This is a genomic window from Variovorax boronicumulans NBRC 103145, from assembly GCF_001591345.1.
Classification (GTDB): domain Bacteria; phylum Pseudomonadota; class Gammaproteobacteria; order Burkholderiales; family Burkholderiaceae_C; genus Variovorax; species Variovorax boronicumulans.
Genome location: NZ_BCUS01000007.1, coordinates 18,710 through 39,681, shown reverse-complemented (window position 1 = coordinate 39,681; position 20,972 = coordinate 18,710). Strand labels below are relative to the sequence as shown.

Below are 20,972 nucleotides of genomic sequence, written 5' to 3'. Positions count from 1 at the left end.
GTCACGCTCCTGCATCGCATCGAGGTCGCCGAAGGCGATACGCCCTGACGGACGCCGATGCTTCTGAAGTGCGGGGGGACTACTGGTTGCTCATTCAGTGCAGAGGGCGGGCGGACCGCTCATTCCTCCACACGATGTGGCAACAATCAGTGAACCTTTATCTTAATTTTTGGGCTCGTAGGAAGGGAGCTTGCCTCGCTGTAGTGGTGCCTGTTATTTGGGCACTTTCTCACGACAACGGCGGTACGAATGGCGCTTCGGTGGGCCCCATGAGGCCGGGCCGGAGCGGGCTGCCCCGCGATGCAGGGGGCTCCGGAAGAACGGTCATCCACCGGAACCGGTGGCGATTCTAGTGCGATTGTTCAATTGGTTGCAATTGTGTTGCATTCGTGCATCCTGGGCGATGCGCCGCCCGCCTACAGCTGGAAGGCGACGGTCAGCAGCAGCCCTTCGGCCACGTCGCGCAGCAGCCCCGGGCGCCGCGCGCGGTAGGGCTCGCCGGCCGAGGCGGTGGTCTCGATCCATTCGGCCAGCCATTCGATGTCGTCGTGGCCGTAGAACACCACCGCCGCCTCGTGGTTCAGCAGCAGGCTGCGCAGGTCGAGGTTGATCGAGCCGCACATTGCCAGTTCGTCGTCGACCACCACGGCCTTGGCGTGGGCCATGAAGGGCAGCATGCGAAAGCTCACGCCCGCGCGCGCCAGGTCGCGCATGGCGCGTGCGCGCACGAAGTCGGCCAGCCGGTGGTTCGACTGCGCGGGCATCGCGATGGTCACCTGCACGCCGCGCCGCGCGGCGAGGCGCAGCGCGTCGCGCAGGCCGTCGCCGGGCACGAAGTAGGGCGTGATCGCGAGGATGCGGTGCTCGGCGCGAAAGCAGGCGTCGATGAGCAGCGCATGCGCCGTGTCCTCGGTCTGGTCGGGGCCGCTCGGCAGGAACTGGGCCATCGCGCAGCCGGGGCCCGCGGGCACGTCGGCGGCGGTGATGGCGCGCGCCTTGCGTCCGCGCACCGAGCTCCAGTCGTGGTCGAACTGGCGCGCGGCGGCGGCGGCCACGCTGCCCTGCAGGTCGAACGACAGGTCGTGCCAGGCTTCGGGGTGTTTGTCGTTGCCGGAGAAGTACTCGCCCGCGAGGTTGCGCCCGCCCGACCACAGCCAGCGGTCGTCGGCGATGGTGAGCTTGCGGTGGTTGCGCAGGTTGCGCGGCCCGATGCGGCGCAGGCTGAAGAAGGGGCGGAACACCGCCACCTCGCCGCCGGCCGCGCGCAGCCGGTCGAAGTGATGGCGCGGCAGCGACAGCGCACCGAAGCCGTCGAGCAGCACGCGCACCTTGACGCCCTCGCGCGCGCGCTGCGCGAGCCGCGCCAGCACGGCGTGGCCGAGCGCGTCGTCGCCGATGATGAAGGTGCACACGTCCAGGCGCTGGCGCGCGCCGTCGATCACCTCGAACAGCGCCTCGCGCGCGGCCTCGCCGTCGGCGTGCATGCGGATCGCGCAGCGCCCGGGCGGCGCCAGCCCGAAGCTCTCGATCAGGTCGGCCGCCCAGTGGCCCGGCGGCAGCGAACGCGGCGGCCGGGGCGCACCGGTCGGGCGCAGCTTGCGCTGGCCGAACAGCAGGTACATCGGCAGGATCACGTAGGGCATGAGCACCAGCCCCATGACCCACGCGATGGCGGTGGTGGGGGCGCGCTGCTCGCGGCGCGTGCGCGTGGTCAGCACATAGACCAGCAACGCGAAAGTGACGACAAGAAAATGCTGCGAAGGGGAGGGCAGCCAGTCGAAGAGGGTGTCCGGCATGGGCGGGTGATGCCTCGGTGCCCGCTCAGCGCTGCAGGAAGGCCGGCACGCCGCGCCCTTGCGAAGCCAGGAACCGCATCATCGGATCGACCACCGCGCGCACGGCGGGCCGCGCGCCCACGCGCTCGCGCCAGGCCACGAGGCGCGGCGTGGCGCCGGTCATGCCGGCGCCTTTGCGGTCGGCGAACACATGCGCCATGTAGAAGGCGATGTCGGCGAAGGAGTAAGGGCCGGCCAGGTATTCGCGCGTGGCGAGCAGGCCCTCCATCTCTTCGTAGAAGCGCGCGCAGCCGGCACATGCGGCCACGGCCGGCGCGCTCTGCATGGCGTCCTGCAAGCCGAAGAGCTTGATGACGTTCGGAAAAAACACCTCGTCCGACTTCTGCTCCAGCTGCCGCGCGCGGGCCCGATCGGCAATGCCCTCGGGCCACAGCGCGGGCTGCGGGTAGCGGTCTTCGAGGTACTCGAAGATCTGCGTCGAGTCGAACAGCGCCACCTCCTCGTCGACCAGCACCGGCACCTGCTGCTTCACCGGGTTCACGCGCAGCACCTCGGGGTGCTTGGGCTCGTAGGCGTCGTCGGTGGTAAACGGCACCAAGATGAGCTCGAAGGTGATGCTTTTTTCGTACGCGGCGATCTGTACCTTCGCGCCGAACATGCTGAGGGGGCCGGAGTAAATCTGCGTCGTCGTCATGCCCCCGACTTCAACAGAAAGCGCGCGTCAGGTCGAGCCCCAGACCTCCTGCGCCGTCTCGACCACGAGCCGCAGCTTGTTGCGCTGCGCTTCGACGGCGATGTTGTTGCCGTGCACCGTGCTGGAGAAGCCGCACTGCGGCGACAGCGCGAGCTGGTCGAGCGAGGCGTACTTGCTGGCGTCCTCGATGCGGCGCTTGAGCTCGTCCTTGTCTTCCATCTCGCCGAACTTCGTGGTCACGAGGCCGAGCACCACCGTCTTGCCCTTGGGCAGGTAGCGCAGCGGCTTGAAGTCGCCCGAGCGGGCGTCGTCGTATTCCATGAAGTAGGCGTCGAGGTCCATCTCCTTCAGCAGCGCCTCGGCCACCGGCTCGTAGTTGCCGGCCGCGGCGTGCGTGCTCTTGAAGTTGCCGCGGCACAGGTGCATGGCCAGCAGCATGCCCGGCGGCTTCTGCGCCACCACCTTGTTGATGAAGGCGGCGTAGCGGTGCGGCAGTTCGTTCGGGTCGTCACCGCGCTTGCGGGCGGCTTCGCGCATGTGCTCGTCGCACAGGTAGGCGAGGTTGGTGTCGTCCATCTGCACGTAGGTGCAGCCGGCTGCGGCGAGCGAGCGCAGCTCGTCGCCGTAGGCCTTGGCCACGTCGTCGTAGAACACCGGGTCGAGCTCGGGGTAGGCGTCCTTGCTGATGCCCGCACGGCCGCCGCGGAAGTGCAGCATCGTCGGCGAGGGGATGGTCACCTTCGGCGTGCGGCCGGCCGAAACCTGGCTCTTGAGGTACTGGAAGTCGGCGAGCTGGATGTCCTTCACGTGGCGCACCTTGTCGATCACGCGCATCGCGGGCGGCGCCAGTTCCTCGGTGCCGTCGGGGCGGCGGATGGTGACCGGAATGTCGGTCTTTACGCCGCCGAGCTGGTCGAGGAAGTCGATGTGGAAGTAGGTGCGGCGGAACTCGCCGTCGGTGATGCTTTTCAGGCCGATGTCTTCCTGGAAGCGGACGATCTCGGTGATGGCCTTGTCTTCGACCTCGCGCAGTTGCTCGGGCGTGATCTGGCCCTTGGCTTTCTGCTCGCGGGCTTCGAGCAGGTACTGCGGGCGCAGGAAGCTGCCCACGTGGTCGTAGCGGGCGGGCAGGGCGGCATGCTGGGACATGGAATGAACTCCGTCGTGACTGTGAACGAGCGGAATCCTAGCGCCTTCGGGAAAAGCCTGTCTGTATACGTATGCGTCAGTGTTTACCCTTGAATGAGGGGTTTGGTGCTGGAATTTCTCTCTGTTCTGTATACATTGCGTATTCATGAAGACGCCCACGACCGCCTTTCCGCTCAACGCCTGGTATGCCGCCGCCTACGACGTCGAAGTGCGTCACGCGCTGCTGCCACGCACCATCTGCAACCAGAAAGTGGTGCTGTTTCGCCGCACCGACGGCCAGGTGGCCGCGCTCGAAGACGCCTGCTGGCACCGGCTGATGCCGCTGTCGCTGGGCCGCCTCGAGGGCGACGAGCTGGTTTGCGGCTACCACGGCCTGGTCTACAACAGCCAGGGCCGCTGCACCCACATGCCGAGCCAGGAAACGCTCAACCCCTCGGCCTGCGTGCGCAGCTTTCCGGTGGTCGAGAAGCACCGCTTCGTGTGGATCTGGCCCGGCGACCCGGCCAAGGCCGACCCCGCGCTGGTGCCCGACATGCACTGGAACGACGACCCGGCCTGGGCCGGCGACGGCAAGATGATCCGCGTCCACTGCGACTACCGCCTCGTGGTCGACAACCTCATGGACCTCACGCACGAGACCTTCGTGCACGGCTCGTCCATCGGCAACCGCGAAGTGGCCGAGGCGCCCTTCGTGGCCACGCACGGCGACCGCTCGGCCACCGTCACGCGCTGGATGGAGAACATCGACGCGCCGCCGTTCTGGGGCAACCAGATCCGCCATGCGCGCGGCTACACGGGCAAGGTCGACCGCTGGCAGATCATCCGTTTCGAAGGTCCGTGCACCGTGAACATCGACGTCGGCGTGGCCGAGGCGGGCAGCGGCGCGGTGCCGTCGAACGACAACGCCGGCGACCGCAGCAAGGGCGTCAACGGCTACGTGCTCAACACCATCACGCCCGAGACCGACAAGACCTGCCTGTACTTCTGGGCCTTTGCGCGCAACTACTGCCTGGGCGAACAGCGCCTCACGCACGAGCTGCGCGAGGGCGTCTCGGGCATCTTCCGCGAGGACGAGATCGTGCTCGAGGCACAGCAGAAAGCCATCGACGAGCACCCCGACCACCAGTTCTACAACCTCAACATCGACGCCGGCTCGATGTGGGCGCGCCGCCTCATCGACCGCATGATCGAGAAGGAGCGGCCCGCGCGCGCCGCGATCCCGATCCGTCCCGCCCCAGAGAGCCAGGCCGCGTGATGAAGGTCGCCACCGTCTCTCCCGCCGAGCCCGGCGACAGCGGCAGTTCGCAGGCCGTGAAGGCGCAGCTGCGGCTGCGCGAGATGATCCTCGCGGGCGAACTGCCCGGCGGCGCGCGCATTGCCGAGGTCGCCATTTCCGAACAGCTCGGCGTGTCGCGCACGCCGGTGCGCAGCGCGTTGATGCGGCTCGAACAGGAAGGCCTGCTCGAAGCGCTGCCCAACGGCGGCTATGCGGTGCGCACCTTTTCCGAACGCGACGTGGCCGATGCCATCGAGCTGCGCGGCACGCTCGAAGGCCTCGTGGCGCGGCTGGCGGCCGAGCGCGGCGCGGCGCCCGTGGTGCTGCGCGAAGCGCGCGCCTGCCTCACGCGCATCGACGAGCTGCTGCGCGAGCCCGCGCTCGACGACGCGGCCTTCTCGCGCTACGTCACGCACAACGAGAAATTCCATGCGCTGCTGTGCGAGATGGCGGGCAGCCCCGTCATCGCGCAGCAGCTCGAGCGCGTGGTCAACCTGCCGTTCGCCTCGCCCTCCGGCTTCGTCATCGTGCAGGCCAATTCGCCGGCCGCGCGCGACATGCTCGTGATTGCGCAGGACCAGCACCTGCAGGTGCTCGACGCCATCGAGTCCGGCGAGGGCTCGCGCGCCGAGGCGCTGATGCGCGAGCACAGCCGCATTGCGCGGCGCAACCTGCGCGAGGCGCTGCACGGCACGCCGAGCGCCGAACAGCGTCCGCTGCCGGGCGTGCAACTGATCCGCCGTCGCGGCTGATCGACGACTTCCTTTTTCTTTCTTTCCCCGCTGGTGTTCCCCGATGAAAAGCGATCTTCAATGGATGCAGGCGCAGGTGGTGGCGCTGCGCGACGTCACGCCCACCGTGCGCGAGTTCACGCTGCGCCCCGACACCGACTTCGTTGCCGCGCATGAGCCCGGCGCCCACCTGCAGGTGCAGGTGATGACCGAGCAGGGCCGCGTGCAGACGCGCTCCTACTCGCTGGTGGGCGAGGGCGACGGCAGCTGCTGGCGCATCGCCGTCAAGCGGCTGGACGACGGCCGTGGCGGCTCGCGCGCGATGTGGCGGCTGGCCGAGGGCGACCGGCTGCAGGTGAGCGCGCCGCAGAACCACTTTCCGCTCGACCTCGCGGCGCCCGGCTACCTGCTGGTGGCCGGCGGCATCGGCATCACGCCGCTGGTGCTGATGGCGCAGCGCCTGGGCGCGCTGGCCCGACGCCGCGGCGTGCCGGTGGCCATGCTGTACGGCGCGCGCCATGCGGGCGAGTTCGGCTACCTCGACACCCTGCGCGACGCGCTGGGCGAGGCCGGCGTGCAGGCGCACGAAGGCGCCGCGCCCATCGACTTCGACGCGGCCATCGCCGCGTTGCCGCCCGGCGGCCAGCTCTACACCTGCGGCCCGGTGCCGATGCTCGAAGCCGTCAAGCGTGCCTGGGCCGCGGCGGGCCGGCCGCTCGCCGACCTGCGCTTCGAAACCTTCGGCAGCAGCGGGCGGCTTGCGACGCAGGCTTTCACCGTGCGCATTCCGCGCCACGACCTGTCGATCACCGTGCCGGCCGACTGCACCCTGCTCGACGCGCTCGATGCGGCCGGCGTGCAGACCCTGTCGGACTGCAAGCGCGGCGAGTGCGGCCTGTGCGCCATGGACGTGCTGGCCGTGGACGGCGAAGTCGATCACCGCGACGTGTTCCTGAGCCCGCACGAGAAGCAGGCGACCACGCGCATCTGCGCCTGCGTGTCACGCGCCGTGGGTACGCTCACGCTCGATTCCGCGTACCGCCCCGACCGTTGAAAACATCGGTTGCGCGATCATCGCGCAACCATTCGACTGATCGCGCAACAAAGACCCGTGCGGCGGGTGGGTAGGTGGTTGCCTGCTCCGTCAATTGTTGCGAATTGTTCAAAATACGCCCGGTTTCGCGTTCCGTCCCTCAAAGGAAAATTCCATGCAAAGACGCCATCTCATCCAGACCGCCGGCCTTTCGGCGATTGCGCTCGCCACCGCGCTGTCGCTGCCTGTGGCCAGCGCCCAGGACAACAAGTTCAAGATCGGCCTGATCCTGCCGATGACGGGGCAGTCGGCCTCCACCGGCCGCCAGATCGAGGCCGCCGCGCGCCTGTACATGGCACAGAACGGCGACACCGTGGCCGGCAAGAAGGTCGAGCTGATCGTGAAGGACGACACCGGCCTGCCCGACGTGACCAAGCGCCTGGCGCAGGAGCTCATCGTCAACGACAAGGTCAACGTGATCGCCGGCTTCGGCATCACCCCGGCCGCGCTGGCCGCCGCGCCGCTGGCCACGCAGTCGAAGACGCCGCAGGTCGTGATGGCCGCGGCCACCTCGAGCATCACCGAGGCCTCGCCCTACATCGTGCGCAGCAGCTTCACGCTGCCGCAGGTGTCGGTGGTGATGGGCGACTGGGCGCCCAAGAACGGCGTGAAGTCGGTGGTCACGCTGGTCACCGACTACGGCCCCGGCAACGACGCCGAGAAGTTCTTCAGCGACCGCTTCCAGCTCAACGGCGGCAAGGTGCTCGAGAAGCTGCGCGTGCCGCTGCGCAACCCCGACTTCGCGCCGTTCCTGCAGAAGGTGCGCGACGCCAAGCCCGACGCGCTGTTCGTCTTCGTGCCCTCGGGCGCGGGCGCGGCGGTGATGAAGCAGTTCCTGGAGCGCGGCATGGACAAGGCCGGCATCAAGATGATCGCCACCGGCGACGTGACGGATGACGACCAGCTGAACGACATGGGCGACGGCGCGCTGGGCGTGGTCACCTCGCACCACTACTCGGCCGCGCACCCCTCGGCGCTGAACAAGAAGTTCGTCGAGGCCTTCCAGAAAGCCAACCCCAAGATGCGCCCCAACTTCATGGCCGTGGGCGGCTATGACGGCATGCGCGTGATCTACGAAGCCCTCAAGACCACCAAGGGCCAGGGCGGCGGTGAAGCGCTGCTGGCAGCCATGAAGGGCCAGGTCTTCGAAAGCCCGCGCGGCCAGGTGCTGATCGATGCGCAGACGCGCGACATCGTGCAGGACGTGTACCTGCGCAAGGTTGAAAAGAAGGACGGGCAGCTCTACAACGTCGAGTTCGACGTGCTCAAGGGCGTGAAGGACCCGGGTAAAGCCAAGTAATTTCGCTTCGCCGGTGGGAGCGCTGCTGTTCAGGGCGGCGCTCCCGCCGACGGGGTGCCTTGCTCCGCGAATGTCCCCCGCCCTTCGGGCTCCTCCTTGATTTCGCTGCGCAAGGCACCCCATCGACGTGAGCGTGTTCAGAGCACTGGTTGATCGGCTGTGAACCGACAGCGTGCCTTGTGCTCAGGGCACTGGGTGCTTCCCGCAGCGAAATCAAGGAGGAGGGCGAAGCCCGGGGGACATTCGCGGAGGGAAGTACCCGGTGTCCTGAGCACGCACCCTGAACGAACCGCATCCGAACGCACGTACCAGACAACATGCTGACCATTCTTTTCGACGGCATCGCCTACGGCATGCTGCTCTTTGTCCTCGCCGTGGGGCTGGCCGTGACGCTCGGGCTGATGAACTTCATCAACCTCGCGCACGGCGCCTTTGCCATGGCGGGCGGCTATCTCACCGTGTTCGCGATGCAGAAGTTCGGCGTGCCGTTCCTGGCCTGCCTGCCGCTCGCGTTCATCGTCGTCGCGCTGGCAGGCGCGCTGCTGGAGCGCACGCTCTACCGGCCGATGTACGGCAAGCCGCACCTGGACCAGGTGCTGTTCTCCATCGGCCTGGCATTCATGGCCGTCGCGGCCGTCGACTACTTCGTCGGCTCGTCGCAGCAGAACCTGCAGCTGCCCGAGTGGCTGCGCGGGCGCAGCGAATTCGGCGACGGCGCGTTCCTGCTGGGCATGGGCCACTACCGCATCTTCATCATCGCCGTGTGCGCCGTGCTCACCGTGGTGCTGCAGCTCATCCTCTCGAAGACGCGCTTCGGCAGCCGCCTGCGCGCCGCCGTCGACGACCCGCGCGTGGCCGCCGGGCTGGGCATCAACGTCAACATTGTGTTCCTGCTGACCTTCGCCGTGGGCTCGGGCCTGGCCGGGCTGGGCGGCGCACTGGGCGCGGAAATCCTCGGGCTCGACCCGACCTTCCCGCTCAAGTACATGATCTATTTCCTCATCGTCGTCTCGGTCGGCGGCACCTCGTCGATCACCGGGCCGCTCGCCGCCGCGCTGCTGCTCGGCATTGCCGACGTGGCCGGCAAGTACTTCATTCCGAAGATGGGCGCGTTCACCGTCTACCTGCTCATGATCCTGATCCTCATGTGGCGGCCGCAAGGCCTGTTCACGCGCAAGGGAGGCCGCTGAGATGAGCGCGCCTGCCTATGAATCGGCCCTGCTGCGCACCGCGCGCTGGCGCCCCTGGGAGTTCGTGGTCTGGGCCGTGGCCTTCGCGCTGCCGCTGGCCATGCCCTCGCACTCGCTGCTGGTCAACGAGATCGCCATCGTTGCGCTGTTCGCGATGTCGCTCGACCTCATCCTCGGCTACACCGGCATCGTGTCGCTCGGCCACGCCGCCTTCTTCGGTTTCGGCGCGTACGCCGCCGCGCTGTTCGCCAAGCTCGTCATGCCCGACCCGACCGTCGGCCTCGTGTTCGCCACCGTGCTGTCGGCCGTGCTGGGCCTCGTGGCCAGCGTGACCATCCTGCGCGGCAGCGACCTCACGCGGCTCATGGTCACGCTCGGCACCGCGCTGCTGCTGCTCGAACTGGCCAACAAGCTCGACTGGCTCACAGGCGGCGCCGACGGCCTGCAGGGCGTGGTGATGGGGCCGGTGCTCGGCCTCTTCGAATTCGACCTGTATGGCCGCACGGCCGCCTGGTACTCGCTGGCCGTGATGCTCGTGCTGTTCCTCGTGATGCGCCGCATCGTGCATTCGCCCTTCGGCGCCACGCTCAAGGCCATCCGCGACAACCGGCTGCGCGCCATGGCCATCGGCATCCCGGTGGTGTCGCGGCTCGCCGTGGTCTACACCGTGGCCGCCGGCATCGCGGGCGCCGCGGGCGCGCTGCTGGCGCAGACCACCGGTTTCGCCTCGCTCGACGTGCTGGCCTTCGACCGCTCGGCCGACGTGCTGCTGATGCTGGTCATCGGCGGCGTGGGCTGGCTCTATGGCGGCGTGGCGGGCGCCATCGTCTTCAAGCTGCTGCAGACCTGGCTGTCGTCGGTGACGCCGCAGTACTGGATGTTCTGGATCGGCCTCATCCTCGTGCTGCTGGTGCTCGTGGGACGCGACCGCCTGCTCAAGCCGTGGACCTGGTTCGGCGCTGCAAAGAAGAAGGGCGGTGCGGCATGACCACCGACACCGTGCTCTCGACCCAAGGCCTCGTGATGCGCTTCGGCGGCATCACCGCCACGAACAACGTCACGATGGAACTGAAGCGTGGCGCACGCCATGCGCTCATCGGCCCGAACGGCGCCGGCAAGACCACGCTGATCAACCTGCTGACCGGCGTGCTCACGCCCACCGAAGGCCGCATCTCGCTGCTCGGCGAAGACATCACCACGCTCGCGCCGCACAAGCGCGTGGCGCGCGGGCTGGTGCGCACCTTCCAGATCAACCAGCTCTTCGACTCGATGACGCCGCTGGAAACGCTGGCGCTCGTGGTGTCGCAGCACAAGGGCATCGGCGCGCAATGGTGGCGCCCGCTGGGTGCGGACAAGCGCATCGCCGAGCGGGCCGGGCAACTGCTGGAGCAGTTCCACCTTGCCGACGTCGCGCAGCAGCAGACCAAATTCATGGCCTACGGCAAGCGCCGTCTGCTGGAGATCGCCATTGCGCTGGCCTGCGAGCCGCGCGTGCTGCTGCTCGACGAGCCCGTGGCCGGCGTGCCCGCCGGCGAGCGCGAAGAGCTGCTGCAGACGGTGGCCGCGCTGCCGGCCGACGTGTCGGTGCTGCTCATCGAGCACGACATGGACCTGGTGTTCAGCTTCGCCGACCGCATGACCGTGCTGGTCAACGGCGCGCTGCTGACCGAGGGCGACCCCGAGACGATCGCCAACGACCCGAAGGTCAAAGAGGTCTACCTGGGCCACGGAGAACATGCCCATGTCTGAACTGCTGCGCATCGAGAACCTGAGCGCCGGCTACGGCGAGGCCGTGGTGCTGCACGACGTGGCCTTCACGCTCGGCGAGGGCCAGACGCTCGCGCTGCTGGGCCGCAACGGCACGGGCAAGACCACGCTCATCAACACGCTGGCCGGCGCCACGCGCCAGCACGGCGGCACCATCGCGCTCGGCGGGCAGGCGGCGCTGCACAAGCTGCAGCCGCACCAGCGCGCGGCGGCCGGCATCGGCTGGGTGCCGCAGGAGCGCAACATCTTCAAGTCGCTCACGGTGCACGAGAACCTGACGGCCGTGGAGCGCCCCGGCCAGTGGAACCCGCAGCGCGTGTACGAGATGTTCCCGCGCCTGGCGGAGCGCAAGACCAACCTGGGCACGCAGCTGTCGGGCGGCGAGCAGCAGATGCTGGCCGTGGGCCGCGCGCTGGTGCTCAACCCGAAGCTGCTGCTGCTCGACGAGCCGCTCGAAGGCCTCGCGCCCATCATCGTGGAAGAGCTGCTGCGCGCCATCCGCCGCATCACGCGTGACGAGGGGCTGGCCGCGATCATCGTGGAGCAGCACCCGCAGGCGATCCTCGCGATTTCCGACCAGGCCGTGGTGCTCGACCACGGGACCATCGTGCATGCCGACACCGCGGCGGCGCTGCGTGCGCGGCCGGAGGTGCTGGACCGGCTGCTGGGCGTGGCGCGGTAGCGGCGGCCGATCACAAAAAACAACCAGGAGACAGACAGATGGCGATCCCCCACACAGTGTTCAGCGGGGGCGCCATGCTGGCGACCGCCGCCTTGCTCGCCGCATGCGGCACGGCCCCGACCGGCCCCACGCGGCTCGGCCTTGGCGCCGATCCGGCCCCCGCTTGCGCGGCGCTCACCGCGCCGGTGGCGGCGAGCGCCATCGGCCTGCCCAGTGGTGCGGCGACGATCGACTCGGCAGCGCTCGTGCCGGCGTCTGCACTGTCCGTGGCCGAGCGCGGCCCCAGCCCCGCGTCGCGCATCACGCCGGCGATGCCCGCGTACTGCAAGGTGCTCGGGCGCATCGCACCGGTCGACGCGAGCGCGCCGCCGATCCTGTTCCAGGTCAACCTGCCGCTCGCGTGGAACGGACGCAGCGTGCAGTACGGCGGCGGAGGCTTCAACGGCACGCTGATCACCGGCCTGGCGCTGGTGCCTGCCGCGCGCTTCGACCTGCCCACGCCGCTGGCGCAGGGCTACGTGACCTACGGCACCGACTCGGGCCACCAGAACGTGCAGGGCCAGCCGCCGCAGGCCTTTGCGCTCAACGACGAGGCGCTCGTGAATTTCGCGCATGCCTCGTACAAGAAGGTGCGCGACGTGGCAGTGGCGCTGACGCAGCGCGCCTACGGCCACGCGCCGCAGAAGCTCTACTTCATGGGCAGCTCCGAAGGCGGGCGCGAGGCGCTCACGATGGCGCAGCGCTATCCGCAGGACTTCGACGGCATCTTCAGCCGCGTGCCGGTGATCAACTGGACGGGTCTGCAGCATGCGGGCACGCGCAACGGCATCGCCACCTTCGGCGAAGGCTGGCTGCGGCCCGCGCAGGTGCAGCTGGTGCACAACGCGGTGCTCGCGTCGTGCGACGCGACGGACGGCGTGGCCGACCGCATCGTGTCGAACCCGGTGGCCTGCCTGCAGCGTTTCGACCCGGCCACCTTGCGCTGCGCATCGGGCACGAGCGGCGACAACTGCCTCAACGACGCGCAGGTGCAGGCGGTGCGCACGCTGCGCTCGCCGTGGCGCTCGCCCGTGCCGCTGGCGCATGGCGTCACCGAGTACCCGGGCTGGGGCATTGGCGGCGAAGGCACGCCGGCCTTCGCGTCGATGGGCGGCTGGAACGCCTGGTGGACCGGCACCGCCGCACCGACCGTGCCGCCGCAGCCGAGCAACGGCATCGCGTGGTTCTACGGCAGCGGCGCGCTGCAGTATTTCTACGCGCGCAATCCGTCGCTCGACGTGCGCAACTACCGCGCCGAAGACTTCGCCGCGCGCATCGCCACCGTGTCGCAGCTCATGGACTCGACCAACCCCGACCTGAGCGCCTTCCATGCGCGCGGCGGCAAGCTGCTGGTGCTGGAGCACATGGCCGACTACGCGCAGAGCCCGTTCGCGGGCATCCGCTATTACGAGTCGGTGGTGGCACGCATGGGCCGCGAGAACGTGGACCGCTTCATGCGCCTGTACACCGCGCCCGGTGTCGACCATGTGGGCAGCGGCGCACCGGCCAACGTCGACATGCTCGGCGCGCTGGCCGACTGGGTCGAGCGCGGACGTGCGCCGGCCGGGCTGCAATTGCTTGAACAGGAAGTGCAGCCGCCGTTCAAGACGACCCGCGCGCGTCCGCTGTGCGAGTGGCCGCTGTGGCCGCGTTACGTGAGTGGGGATGCGTCGCAGGCGGCGAGCTTCCAGTGCAGCCGGTAGCGCTCGCTTGAAGCGGTCGCGATATTCAAAGGGCGGTTGAAGGAGTTTCGGGGCGAGGGGGCTTTTTCATGTGCGAGGGTCGCCGCAGACTGCAGGCATCCGAACTTCACAACGCACCGACCCATGAGCACCACGCCCCTCATCAGCATCGCCGTTCTGAAGGCCAAGACCGGCCAGCGCGAGGCGCTGCGCGACGCCTTGAGCGCGCTGGTGGCGCCCACACGGCAAGAGCCCGGCTGCCTCGACTACACCTTGTTCGAACTGCGCGACGAGCCAGGCAGCTTCTACATGCGCGAGTCGTTCCAGGACCAGGCCGCGCTGGACGCGCACTTTGCCACGCCGTATTTCCAGGCCTTCGAAAAGCGGTTCGACGAACTGCTGGGCGCGCCGATCCGGCTGGTGTTCCTGGAGAAGGTTGCCTAGATCGCGCAGCCGTCGGGGCCGCAGGCTTCGGGTGCAGTTGCAGAAGGCGCCGGCGCCACGAAGGTGGCGAGCTGCGCCTTCCAGTCGTCGACACGCCCCAGCCACGGCCCGATGTCGATGCGGCCTGCGCTGCCGTCGGCCTGCGCCAGCACGAAGGTCGGAAAGCCCTGGCCGCCCGCGCGCTGCAGCAGGTCGCGGCTCGCGGCGATGTGCCGTGCGGTGGCGTCGCCCGTGTGCTGCGCGAAGGCCGCGGCGAAGGCGTCGGCGTCGAAGCCGAGTTCGGCCGCCAGTTCGGCGAGCACGCCGGCCTCCGCGATGCGCCGGCCTTCGACATAGTGCGCCTGCTGCACGCGGTGCGCCATGTCCAGCCCACCGCCCGCGCGCAGCGACTCGGCCGCGAGGATGGCGGTGATCGGCGGTTCGGAGTCCATCACCGCACCGGTGTCGCGCAGCAGGCCTTCGAAGTAGGCCTCGCCAAAGGGCTGGCCCGTGAGTTCGGCGATGCGCTTGTCGTGCGGGATCACGTAGTCGCGCCACTGCGGCGTGATGGGGCGGCGGTTGGCGCCGGTCATCATGCCGCCGGCGTGGAGCTCGATGCGCAGGCCCGGCACGGTGCGCGCGGCCTCGACCAGCGGCGCGGCGGCGTAGCACCAGCCGCACAGCGGATCGAAGATGCAGTGCAGGGTGGCGGTGTCGCCGTTGCTGCTGCTCGCGTTCATTGCGGCCACTTCATTTCTCCCTTGATGACCTTGGCGCCGAGCTCGAGCGACGAGGCGTCCTCGAGCTTCGGGTAGCGCTGCTTCATGGCGGCGATCAGCGCGGCCGAGTCCTTGGCTTTCGTTGCTTCGGTCTCGAAGGCCTTCAGGTAGTCGCGCGTGAACTTCACCGAGGCCACGGTGTAGGGCGCCGAGCCGTCGGCGTTGGGCAGGTAGTGGCCGGGCACCACGGTCTTGGGGTGCAGCGCGGCGATGCGGTCGAGGGTCTTGAGCCAGTCGCGGCGCGACTGCACCGTCTGCGTGTCGGCCACCCAGACGTGGATGTTGGCCGACACCGGAATGCCGCCGACCACCGCCTTCAGCGAGGGAATCCACGCGAAGGTGCGCGCGGGCGAGGGGCCGCCCAGGCCGACGACCTGGATCTTCTTGCCTTCGAGCACGAGGCTGTCGCCGGCCAGCGGCTCGGGCACCACCAGCGCCTGGGGCGCGTTGTCCTTGAGGATCGGGCCCCAGTGCGCGAGCTTGCCGTCCTTGGAGGCCTGGATGGCGGCCACGGTCTGCGGCGTGGCGACGATCTTCGCGTCGGGGAAGGCGGCGCGGATCACGTCCAGGCCGAAGTAGTAGTCGGGGTCGCTGTGGCTGATGTAGACCGTGGTCAGCTTCTTGCCGCTGTCCTTGATCTTCTGCACCAGCGCCTGCGCGTCGTTGCGCTGGAACTGGGCGTCGACCAGCACGGCATCGGTGGCGCCGGCGACCAGCACCGACGACACGGGGAACATAGACTTCGTGCCGGGGTTGTAGACGTCGATCTTCAGCGGCTGGGCCGCCTGGGCGGCGAAGGGCGAGAGGGCGAAGGCGGCGGACAGGGCGGCGGCGGCAACGAGGGTTCTGCGGAACATGGCGGTGTCTTTCGGTCGATGAGGTTGAGGGTGACAGCGTGAACAGACCGGATGTTAGGTTGCGCGAAACGAAACAAAAACCACCGCCAGCACAATGAATAGTTTCTGATATCGGACGAATCAGGTGACTTCGCCGCGGTCCGTGGCGCAGCGCTCGAGGTGCGCGACCAGCAGTTGGGCCGAGGGCGACAGCGCCGCCTCGCTGCGAAAGCAGATCGCGAAACGCCGGCGCGCCCAGTCGTCGGTGAGCGGCATCAGCCGCAGCCCGAAGGCCTCGGTGAAGGGCCGGGCGACCTCCGCCGGCACCACGCTGATGGCCAGCCCGGCGCGCACCACGCGCAGCGCGGCGTCGAAGTTGGACACCAGCACGCGGTACACGAGCGGCTTGCCGGCCACGGCCGCTTCGCGCGCCAGCATCAACTGCACGGCGCTGAGCGCGGGCATGCCGACGAATTCGTGGTCGAGCACCTGCTCGAAGCGCACCGCGTTGTGGCGGGCCACGGGGTGCGACGGGTGGGCCACGATGGCCAGGTGGTCGGAGCGGTAGTCGCGCCGCTCCAGCCCGTCGAGGTCGGCCGCGTCCCAGCACAGGCCGATGGACGCGATGCCCTCGCGGATGCCGCGCACGATCTCGGGGCTCACGCGCTCTTCCATGTCGACGCGGATGTTGCGGTGCGCCGGGTCTTGCAGGAAGCCCGCCACGTCCTCGGCCAGCGACTCGGCCATGACCGAGGCCGACGCCAGGATGCGCACATGCCCGCGCGCGCCGCCCGCGTAGGCGGCCATGTCGCGCTCGATGCGGGTGGCGCTGCCGAGCATGGCGCGCGCGTGTTCGAGCAGCGTTTCGCCGGCCGGCGTGGGCACCACGCCGCGGCGCTTGCGCAGCAGCAGCGGCGTGCCGACCGTGTCTTCGAGCTGGGCCAGGCGCTTGCTGATCGCCGAGCCGACGATGTTGGCTTGCTCGCCCGCGCGCGCGATGCTGCGGCTGTCGCAGACGGCGACGAACAGGCGCAGGGTGGTCAGGTCGAGGTCTCTCATGAAGTTCCAATCTGGAAGCAAACGGCTTCCAAAATATACCTTCAGGACTGAATCGGAACTTCTACGATCGGCGTCATTCCCTCACGACGGAGACACGCTCTTGATTCACGCCTTCCTGCCGCCGCGCGCGGTCGTCCGCGAAGTGGGCCTGCGCGACGGGCTGCAAAGCATCGCCCGCGTGCTGCCCACGGCGCACAAGCTCGAATGGATTCGCGACGCGCACGCGGCCGGCCAGCGCGAGATCGAGGTCGGCTCGTTCGTGCCGGCGCACCTGCTGCCGCAGCTGGCCGACACGGCCGAGCTGCTGGCCTTTGCGAAGACGCTGCCGGGGCTCTTTGCCTCGGTGCTCGTGCCCAACCTGAAGGGCGCCGAGCGCGCCATCGCGGGCGAGGCCGATCTGATGATGGTGCCGCTGTCGGCCAGCCACGCGCACAGCCTGGCCAACCTGCGCAAGACGCCCGACGAGGTGGTGGCCGAGGTCGGCCGCATCCGCGCGGCGCGCGACGCGGCGGGCTCGAAGACGCTGATCGACGGCGGCGTGGGCACGGCCTTCGGCTGCACGCTGCAGGGCCACGTCGACCCCGACGAGGTGCTGCGCCTGATGCAGGCGCTGCTCGACGCGGGCGCCGACCGCGTGAGTCTGGCCGACACGGTGGGCTACGCCGATCCGGCCATGGTGCGCAGCCTGTTCGAGCGCGCACTGCGCATCGCGGGCGACCGCCTGTGGTGCGGGCATTTCCACGACACGCGCGGGCTGGGCCTGGCCAATGTGTACGCCGCGCTGGAGGTCGGCATCACGCGCTTCGATGCGTGCCTGGCCGGCATCGGCGGTTGTCCGCATGCGCCGGGCGCGAGCGGCAATGTCGACACCGAAGACCTCGTCTTCATGCTCGAGAGCATGGGCGTGCAGACGGGGGTCGATCTGCCGAAGCTGCTCGATCTGAGGAAGCGCGTGGCCGGCTGGCTCGACGGCGAGACGCTGCAGGGCACGGTGTGGCGTGCGGGCTTTCCGAAGACCTTTGCACCGGCGGAAGGCGTCGCCGCATGAGCACCGAAGCCAAACGCCTGCCGCTCGCGGGCATCCGCGTGGTCGAGTTCACGCACATGGTCATGGGGCCGACCTGCGGCATGGTGCTGGCCGACCTGGGCGCCGAGGTCATCAAGGTCGAGCCCATCGACGGCGACCGCACGCGGCATTTGCTGGGCGCGGGCGCGGGCTTCTTCCCGATGTTCAACCGCAACAAGAAGAGCATCGCGCTCGACCTGCGCCATCCGCAGGGGCTCGAGGCCGCGCTGCGCCTGTGTGCCACGGCCGACGTGGTGGCGCAGAACTTCCGCCCCGGCACGATGGACAAGTACGGCCTGGGCTATGCCGCGCTGGGCAAGCTCAATCCGCGCCTCGTGTACGTGAACCACACGGGCTTCCTGCCCGGCCCCTACGAGCACCGCACCGCGCTCGACGAGGTGGTGCAGATGATGGGCGGGCTCGCGTACATGACGGGGCGCCCCGGCGATCCGCTGCGTGCGGGCAGCAGCGTGAACGACATCATGGGCGGCATGTTCGGCGCCATCGGCGCCATCGCCGCGCTGATGCAGCGCGCCGAAACCGGCCTGGGGCAGGAGGTGCAGTCGGCGCTGTTCGAGAACAACGTGTTCCTGGTCGGCCAGCACATGTTGCAGTACGCCATCACGGGGCAGGCGGCGGCGCCGATGCCCGAGCGCATCTCGGCCTGGGCGCTGTACGACGTGTTCACCGTGAAGGACGGCGAGCAGATCTTCCTGGCGGCCGTGAGCGACGCGCAATGGAAGACCTTCTGCGATGCGCTGGGCTTCGACGACCTGAAGGCCGACGCCACGCTGCAGACCAACAACGACCGCGTGCGCCTGCGCCCGACCTTGCTGGCCGCGTTGCGCACGCGCCTGGCCGACCGTTCGGCCGCCGAGCTGTCGGCGATCTTCGAGGCGCGCGGCCTGCCGTTCGCGCCGATCACGCGGCCCGAAGACCTGTATGCCGATCCGCACCTGAAGGCCACCGGCGGCCTCGCGGACATCCGCCTGCCCGACGGCGAGCGGGCCGGCGAGATGGCGCAGACCACGCTGTTCCCGATCACGCTCGGCGGCGAGCGGCTGGGCGTGCGACTGCATCCACCGACGCTGGGCGAGCACACGCGCGCGCTGCTGGCCGAGCTGGGCTACGCGCACGAGCAGGTCGAGGCGCTGCATGCCGAAGCGGCCGTGGCCTGATCCTTCAAGCACCGACAAAGACAAAGAGAGACAAGACCCATGAGCCCGATGCCTTTTTCTTCTTCATCTTCTTCATTCAACCGCCGCACGCTGCTCGGCCTGGGGGCGTCGGCGGTCGTGCTGTCGGCCGCCCGCCCGGTGTTCGCGCAGGGCGGCGACAAGCCCGTGCGCTTCATCCTGCCGATCAGCGCGGGCTCGGGCGTGGACGCCATCGCGCGCGCCGCCTCGGTCGCGCTCGGCAAGGCGCTGGGCCAGCCGGTGGTGATCGAGAACCTGCCGGGCGCCGGCGGCATCACCGGCACCTCGGCCGTGATCAAGGCGCCGCCCGATGGGTTCACGCTCGGCATGGTGTCGAACAACCACGTGATCAACCCGAGCGTGTTCAAGAAGATGCCCTTCGACGCCATCGCCGACATTACGCCCATCAGCGTGGTGGGCGCCACGCCGCTGGTGTTGGCCGTGAACCCGAAGCTGCCGGCGAAGAACGTGAAGGAACTGGTGGCGCTGCTGCGCGCGAAACCCGAGGGCTACAACTACGCCTCGTCGGGCAACGGCACGATCATCCACCTCGCGGGCGAGATGTTCATGGACGAGGCCGGCGTGAAGGCGCGGCACATTCCGTACAAGGGCACCGGGCCGATGGTGACCGACATGATCGCGGGCCAGGTCGAGATGGGCGTGGTCGCGCTGCCGGCGGTGCAGCCACATCTCAAGAGCGGCGCACTGCGCGCCATCGGCCTGTGCGGCCCGGTGCGCTCACCAGCCGCGCCCGAGATTGCGACGATCGCGGAGCAGGGGCTGCCGAACTACGCGGTCGAAGGCTGGTTCGCGGTGATCGGCCCGCCGAAGATGCAGCCGGCCGACGTGAAGCGCGTGCACGAGGCCATCGTGGCCGCCTTTGCCGAGCCCGAGGTGCGCGAGGCGATGGACAAGCAGGGCAACATCGTCAAGCCCACGTCGCCCGAGCAGGCGGCGAGCTATTTCCGCAGCGAGGCCGCGCGCTACGCGGCGCTGGTGAAGAAGGCGAACGTGGTGCTGGAGTGAAGCCTTGCACCTTCCCCTTCGCGAGAAGGGGGAGGCGACATGCGGACGCTACGCCGGGCTCACCGCGCGGTACAGCGCCCGCACGAAATCCGACTGCGTGATCATCCCCGTCAGCCGCTTCTCTTCATCGATGATCGGAATGTGGTGGTGGCCGCCTTCGGAGAACAGCGGCACCAGCTCGACCACCGGCCGGTCGGCGCTGGCCACGCGCACCTGGCGCGTCATGATCTGGCCGACCACCTCGGGCTTGTTCGACATCACCGTGCGCGTGGCGCGGATCAGGTCGCGCAGCCGGCCGGCGATGCCGTCGTGGTGCTGCAGGTCGAGCTGGCGGAAGAAGTCGGCCTGCGTGACGATGCCGACCACGCGGCGCGTGCGATCGGTGACGGGCAGGGCCTTGATGCGGTGCTGGTGCATCAGCGTCCAGGCCTCCTGCAGCGGCGTGCCGAACTCCACCGAGATCGGCGTGCGCGACATGATGTCGGCGCAGTGCAGCGTGCCCAGGCGGCGCTTGTACGACTCGAGCTCGGTCTGCTGGATCAGCGATTCGAGGTCGTCGCGGCTGATGTCGAGCACCTGGTTGTAGCGCGCCAGCACGGCGTCGATGTCGGCCTGGCTGAAGCGTGCGTCGGGCGAGGGCGGACGCGCCACCTGCACGTGCGGATAGCGCCGCCCCGTGAGCGTGTTGTAGGCCACGCCGGCCATCACCAGCAGCAGCGAGTTCACGAGCACCGGGAACAGCGCCGCCGAAAAATCGGTGGTGTGCGTGAGCACCGCCAGCAGCGCCGCCGCGCCGCCGGGCGGGTGCAGGCAGCGCGTGAAGAACATGAGGCCGATGGCCAGCGCCACGGCCACGGCGGCTGCCACGGCGGTGTCGGGAATCCAGCTGGCGCAGGCGATGCCCACCAGCGTCGACAGCGTGTTGCCGCCGATCACTGACCAGGGCTGCGCCAGCGGACTGGCGGGCACGGCAAACACCAGCACGGCGGTGGCGCCCATCGGTGCGACCAGCCACACCGCGTGCTCGAGCGGGACGGACAGCCAGCGGCACAGCAGGCCGGTGATCAGCAGCCCGATGCCTGCGCCGCCCACGGCGCGCAGGCGCTCGCGCGCGTTGACGTTGGAAGGGCCCGGGAGCCAGGCGCGCAGATAAGTCCACAGTGCGGCGAATCGCATCCCCCGTCCCCC

19 protein-coding genes and 1 pseudogene are annotated in these 20,972 nt (G+C 69.1%); 13 read left to right on the top strand and 7 right to left on the bottom strand.

Annotation, left to right across the window (positions count from 1 at the left end; translation table 11 throughout):
• Positions 1-416 precede the first annotated feature (416 nt).
• Genes VBO01S_RS03645 through VBO01S_RS03635 form a run of 3 tightly spaced genes read right to left on the bottom strand, consistent with a single transcriptional unit; the run spans position 417 to position 3,639 of the window.
• Positions 417-1,796 (bottom strand): phospholipase D-like domain-containing protein, encoded by a 1,380-nt coding sequence (locus tag VBO01S_RS03645; protein WP_062470635.1) that lies wholly within the window; start codon positions 1,794-1,796, stop codon positions 417-419.
• 25 nt (positions 1,797-1,821) lie between these two features.
• Positions 1,822-2,490 (bottom strand): glutathione S-transferase family protein, encoded by a 669-nt coding sequence (locus VBO01S_RS03640; protein ID WP_062470632.1) that lies wholly within the window; start codon positions 2,488-2,490, stop codon positions 1,822-1,824.
• Between the two features lie 27 nt (positions 2,491-2,517).
• Complete coding sequence (locus VBO01S_RS03635) at positions 2,518-3,639, bottom strand: 5-methyltetrahydropteroyltriglutamate--homocysteine S-methyltransferase (protein ID WP_062470629.1); 1,122 nt, start codon at positions 3,637-3,639, stop codon at positions 2,518-2,520.
• Between the two features lie 145 nt (positions 3,640-3,784).
• Here VBO01S_RS03635 and VBO01S_RS03630 point away from each other — a divergent pair, with 145 nt between their 5' ends.
• The 10 genes from VBO01S_RS03630 to VBO01S_RS03585 all read left to right on the top strand — a co-directional run bounded on the left by VBO01S_RS03630 (position 3,785) and on the right by VBO01S_RS03585 (position 13,843).
• Positions 3,785-4,894 carry an aromatic ring-hydroxylating dioxygenase subunit alpha gene (locus VBO01S_RS03630; protein ID WP_062470627.1) on the top strand — a complete coding sequence of 370 codons (1,110 nt, stop codon included), beginning with the start codon at positions 3,785-3,787 and terminating at the stop codon, positions 4,892-4,894.
• Positions 4,894-5,667, top strand: coding sequence for a GntR family transcriptional regulator (locus VBO01S_RS03625; protein ID WP_062470623.1), 774 nt, complete (start codon positions 4,894-4,896; stop codon positions 5,665-5,667). Before VBO01S_RS03630 ends, VBO01S_RS03625 begins: the two co-directional genes overlap by 1 nt.
• A gap of 43 nt (positions 5,668-5,710) precedes the next feature.
• Positions 5,711-6,700: a PDR/VanB family oxidoreductase gene (locus VBO01S_RS03620; protein WP_062470620.1), complete on the top strand. Its 990-nt coding sequence runs from the start codon at positions 5,711-5,713 to the stop codon at positions 6,698-6,700.
• Between the two features lie 154 nt (positions 6,701-6,854).
• Positions 6,855-8,039, top strand: a complete 1,185-nt coding sequence (locus tag VBO01S_RS03615; RefSeq protein ID WP_062470617.1) for an ABC transporter substrate-binding protein — start codon at positions 6,855-6,857, stop codon at positions 8,037-8,039.
• A gap of 317 nt (positions 8,040-8,356) precedes the next feature.
• A complete protein-coding gene (locus tag VBO01S_RS03610) occupies positions 8,357-9,229 on the top strand; it encodes a branched-chain amino acid ABC transporter permease (protein WP_056582994.1) in 873 nt (290 codons plus the stop codon).
• A gap of 1 nt (position 9,230) precedes the next feature.
• Positions 9,231-10,217 (top strand): branched-chain amino acid ABC transporter permease, encoded by a 987-nt coding sequence (locus VBO01S_RS03605; protein ID WP_062470615.1) that lies wholly within the window; start codon positions 9,231-9,233, stop codon positions 10,215-10,217.
• On the top strand, positions 10,214-10,978 hold the full coding sequence (locus tag VBO01S_RS03600) for an ABC transporter ATP-binding protein (protein WP_062470612.1): 765 nt from the start codon (positions 10,214-10,216) through the stop codon (positions 10,976-10,978). Before VBO01S_RS03605 ends, VBO01S_RS03600 begins: the two co-directional genes overlap by 4 nt.
• The gene (locus VBO01S_RS03595; RefSeq protein ID WP_062470609.1) at positions 10,971-11,678 is read left to right on the top strand and encodes an ABC transporter ATP-binding protein; all 708 of its coding nucleotides are present in this window, start codon (positions 10,971-10,973) and stop codon (positions 11,676-11,678) included. Before VBO01S_RS03600 ends, VBO01S_RS03595 begins: the two co-directional genes overlap by 8 nt.
• A 38-nt stretch (positions 11,679-11,716) precedes the next feature.
• A complete protein-coding gene (locus VBO01S_RS03590; protein ID WP_062470606.1) occupies positions 11,717-13,420 on the top strand; it encodes a tannase/feruloyl esterase family alpha/beta hydrolase in 1,704 nt (567 codons plus the stop codon).
• 123 nt (positions 13,421-13,543) lie between these two features.
• Positions 13,544-13,843: a putative quinol monooxygenase gene (locus tag VBO01S_RS03585; RefSeq protein ID WP_062470604.1), complete on the top strand. Its 300-nt coding sequence runs from the start codon at positions 13,544-13,546 to the stop codon at positions 13,841-13,843.
• Here the strand turns inward: VBO01S_RS03585 and VBO01S_RS03580 are convergent.
• From VBO01S_RS03580 to VBO01S_RS03570, 3 genes and pseudogenes are all read right to left on the bottom strand, one after another.
• The gene (locus tag VBO01S_RS03580) at positions 13,840-14,562 is read right to left on the bottom strand and encodes a DsbA family protein (protein ID WP_062470601.1); all 723 of its coding nucleotides are present in this window, start codon (positions 14,560-14,562) and stop codon (positions 13,840-13,842) included. The two genes, VBO01S_RS03585 and VBO01S_RS03580, sit on opposite strands and share 4 nt — an antisense overlap.
• A 2-nt stretch (positions 14,563-14,564) precedes the next feature.
• Positions 14,565-15,458 (bottom strand): annotated as a pseudogene (locus tag VBO01S_RS03575) (MBL fold metallo-hydrolase); the annotation flags it as partial.
• 120 nt (positions 15,459-15,578) lie between these two features.
• On the bottom strand, positions 15,579-16,496 hold the full coding sequence (locus VBO01S_RS03570) for a LysR family transcriptional regulator (protein ID WP_062470595.1): 918 nt from the start codon (positions 16,494-16,496) through the stop codon (positions 15,579-15,581).
• A 100-nt stretch (positions 16,497-16,596) separates the two neighbouring features.
• Here VBO01S_RS03570 and VBO01S_RS03565 point away from each other — a divergent pair, with 100 nt between their 5' ends.
• The 3 genes from VBO01S_RS03565 to VBO01S_RS03555 are packed head-to-tail and all read left to right on the top strand — an operon-like array spanning position 16,597 to position 19,784.
• Entirely contained in the window at positions 16,597-17,544 is a 948-nt protein-coding gene (locus VBO01S_RS03565) for a hydroxymethylglutaryl-CoA lyase (protein ID WP_062470592.1), read from the top strand.
• Positions 17,541-18,740 (top strand): CaiB/BaiF CoA transferase family protein, encoded by a 1,200-nt coding sequence (locus VBO01S_RS03560; RefSeq protein WP_062470589.1) that lies wholly within the window; start codon positions 17,541-17,543, stop codon positions 18,738-18,740. Before VBO01S_RS03565 ends, VBO01S_RS03560 begins: the two co-directional genes overlap by 4 nt.
• Before the next feature lie 39 nt (positions 18,741-18,779).
• Positions 18,780-19,784 carry a Bug family tripartite tricarboxylate transporter substrate binding protein gene (locus VBO01S_RS03555; protein WP_062470586.1) on the top strand — a complete coding sequence of 335 codons (1,005 nt, stop codon included), beginning with the start codon at positions 18,780-18,782 and terminating at the stop codon, positions 19,782-19,784.
• 48 nt (positions 19,785-19,832) lie between these two features.
• Here the strand turns inward: VBO01S_RS03555 and VBO01S_RS03550 are convergent, their stop codons facing one another.
• The gene (locus tag VBO01S_RS03550) at positions 19,833-20,960 is read right to left on the bottom strand and encodes an HPP family protein (RefSeq protein WP_062470583.1); all 1,128 of its coding nucleotides are present in this window, start codon (positions 20,958-20,960) and stop codon (positions 19,833-19,835) included.
• Between the last annotated feature and the right edge of the window lie 12 nt (positions 20,961-20,972).

Coding starts and splice junctions, on each gene's coding strand:
- VBO01S_RS03645 (WP_062470635.1), bottom strand. CDS start 1,796: ATGCCGGACACCCTCTTCGACTGGCTGCCCTCCCCTTCGCAGCATTTT.
- VBO01S_RS03640 (WP_062470632.1), bottom strand. CDS start 2,490: ATGACGACGACGCAGATTTACTCCGGCCCCCTCAGCATGTTCGGCGCG.
- VBO01S_RS03635 (WP_062470629.1), bottom strand. CDS start 3,639: ATGTCCCAGCATGCCGCCCTGCCCGCCCGCTACGACCACGTGGGCAGC.
- VBO01S_RS03630 (WP_062470627.1), top strand. CDS start 3,785: ATGAAGACGCCCACGACCGCCTTTCCGCTCAACGCCTGGTATGCCGCC.
- VBO01S_RS03625 (WP_062470623.1), top strand. CDS start 4,894: ATGAAGGTCGCCACCGTCTCTCCCGCCGAGCCCGGCGACAGCGGCAGT.
- VBO01S_RS03620 (WP_062470620.1), top strand. CDS start 5,711: ATGAAAAGCGATCTTCAATGGATGCAGGCGCAGGTGGTGGCGCTGCGC.
- VBO01S_RS03615 (WP_062470617.1), top strand. CDS start 6,855: ATGCAAAGACGCCATCTCATCCAGACCGCCGGCCTTTCGGCGATTGCG.
- VBO01S_RS03610 (WP_056582994.1), top strand. CDS start 8,357: ATGCTGACCATTCTTTTCGACGGCATCGCCTACGGCATGCTGCTCTTT.
- VBO01S_RS03605 (WP_062470615.1), top strand. CDS start 9,231: ATGAGCGCGCCTGCCTATGAATCGGCCCTGCTGCGCACCGCGCGCTGG.
- VBO01S_RS03600 (WP_062470612.1), top strand. CDS start 10,214: ATGACCACCGACACCGTGCTCTCGACCCAAGGCCTCGTGATGCGCTTC.
- VBO01S_RS03595 (WP_062470609.1), top strand. CDS start 10,971: ATGTCTGAACTGCTGCGCATCGAGAACCTGAGCGCCGGCTACGGCGAG.
- VBO01S_RS03590 (WP_062470606.1), top strand. CDS start 11,717: ATGGCGATCCCCCACACAGTGTTCAGCGGGGGCGCCATGCTGGCGACC.
- VBO01S_RS03585 (WP_062470604.1), top strand. CDS start 13,544: ATGAGCACCACGCCCCTCATCAGCATCGCCGTTCTGAAGGCCAAGACC.
- VBO01S_RS03580 (WP_062470601.1), bottom strand. CDS start 14,562: ATGAACGCGAGCAGCAGCAACGGCGACACCGCCACCCTGCACTGCATC.
- VBO01S_RS03570 (WP_062470595.1), bottom strand. CDS start 16,496: ATGAGAGACCTCGACCTGACCACCCTGCGCCTGTTCGTCGCCGTCTGC.
- VBO01S_RS03560 (WP_062470589.1), top strand. CDS start 17,541: ATGAGCACCGAAGCCAAACGCCTGCCGCTCGCGGGCATCCGCGTGGTC.
- VBO01S_RS03555 (WP_062470586.1), top strand. CDS start 18,780: ATGAGCCCGATGCCTTTTTCTTCTTCATCTTCTTCATTCAACCGCCGC.
- VBO01S_RS03550 (WP_062470583.1), bottom strand. CDS start 20,960: ATGCGATTCGCCGCACTGTGGACTTATCTGCGCGCCTGGCTCCCGGGC.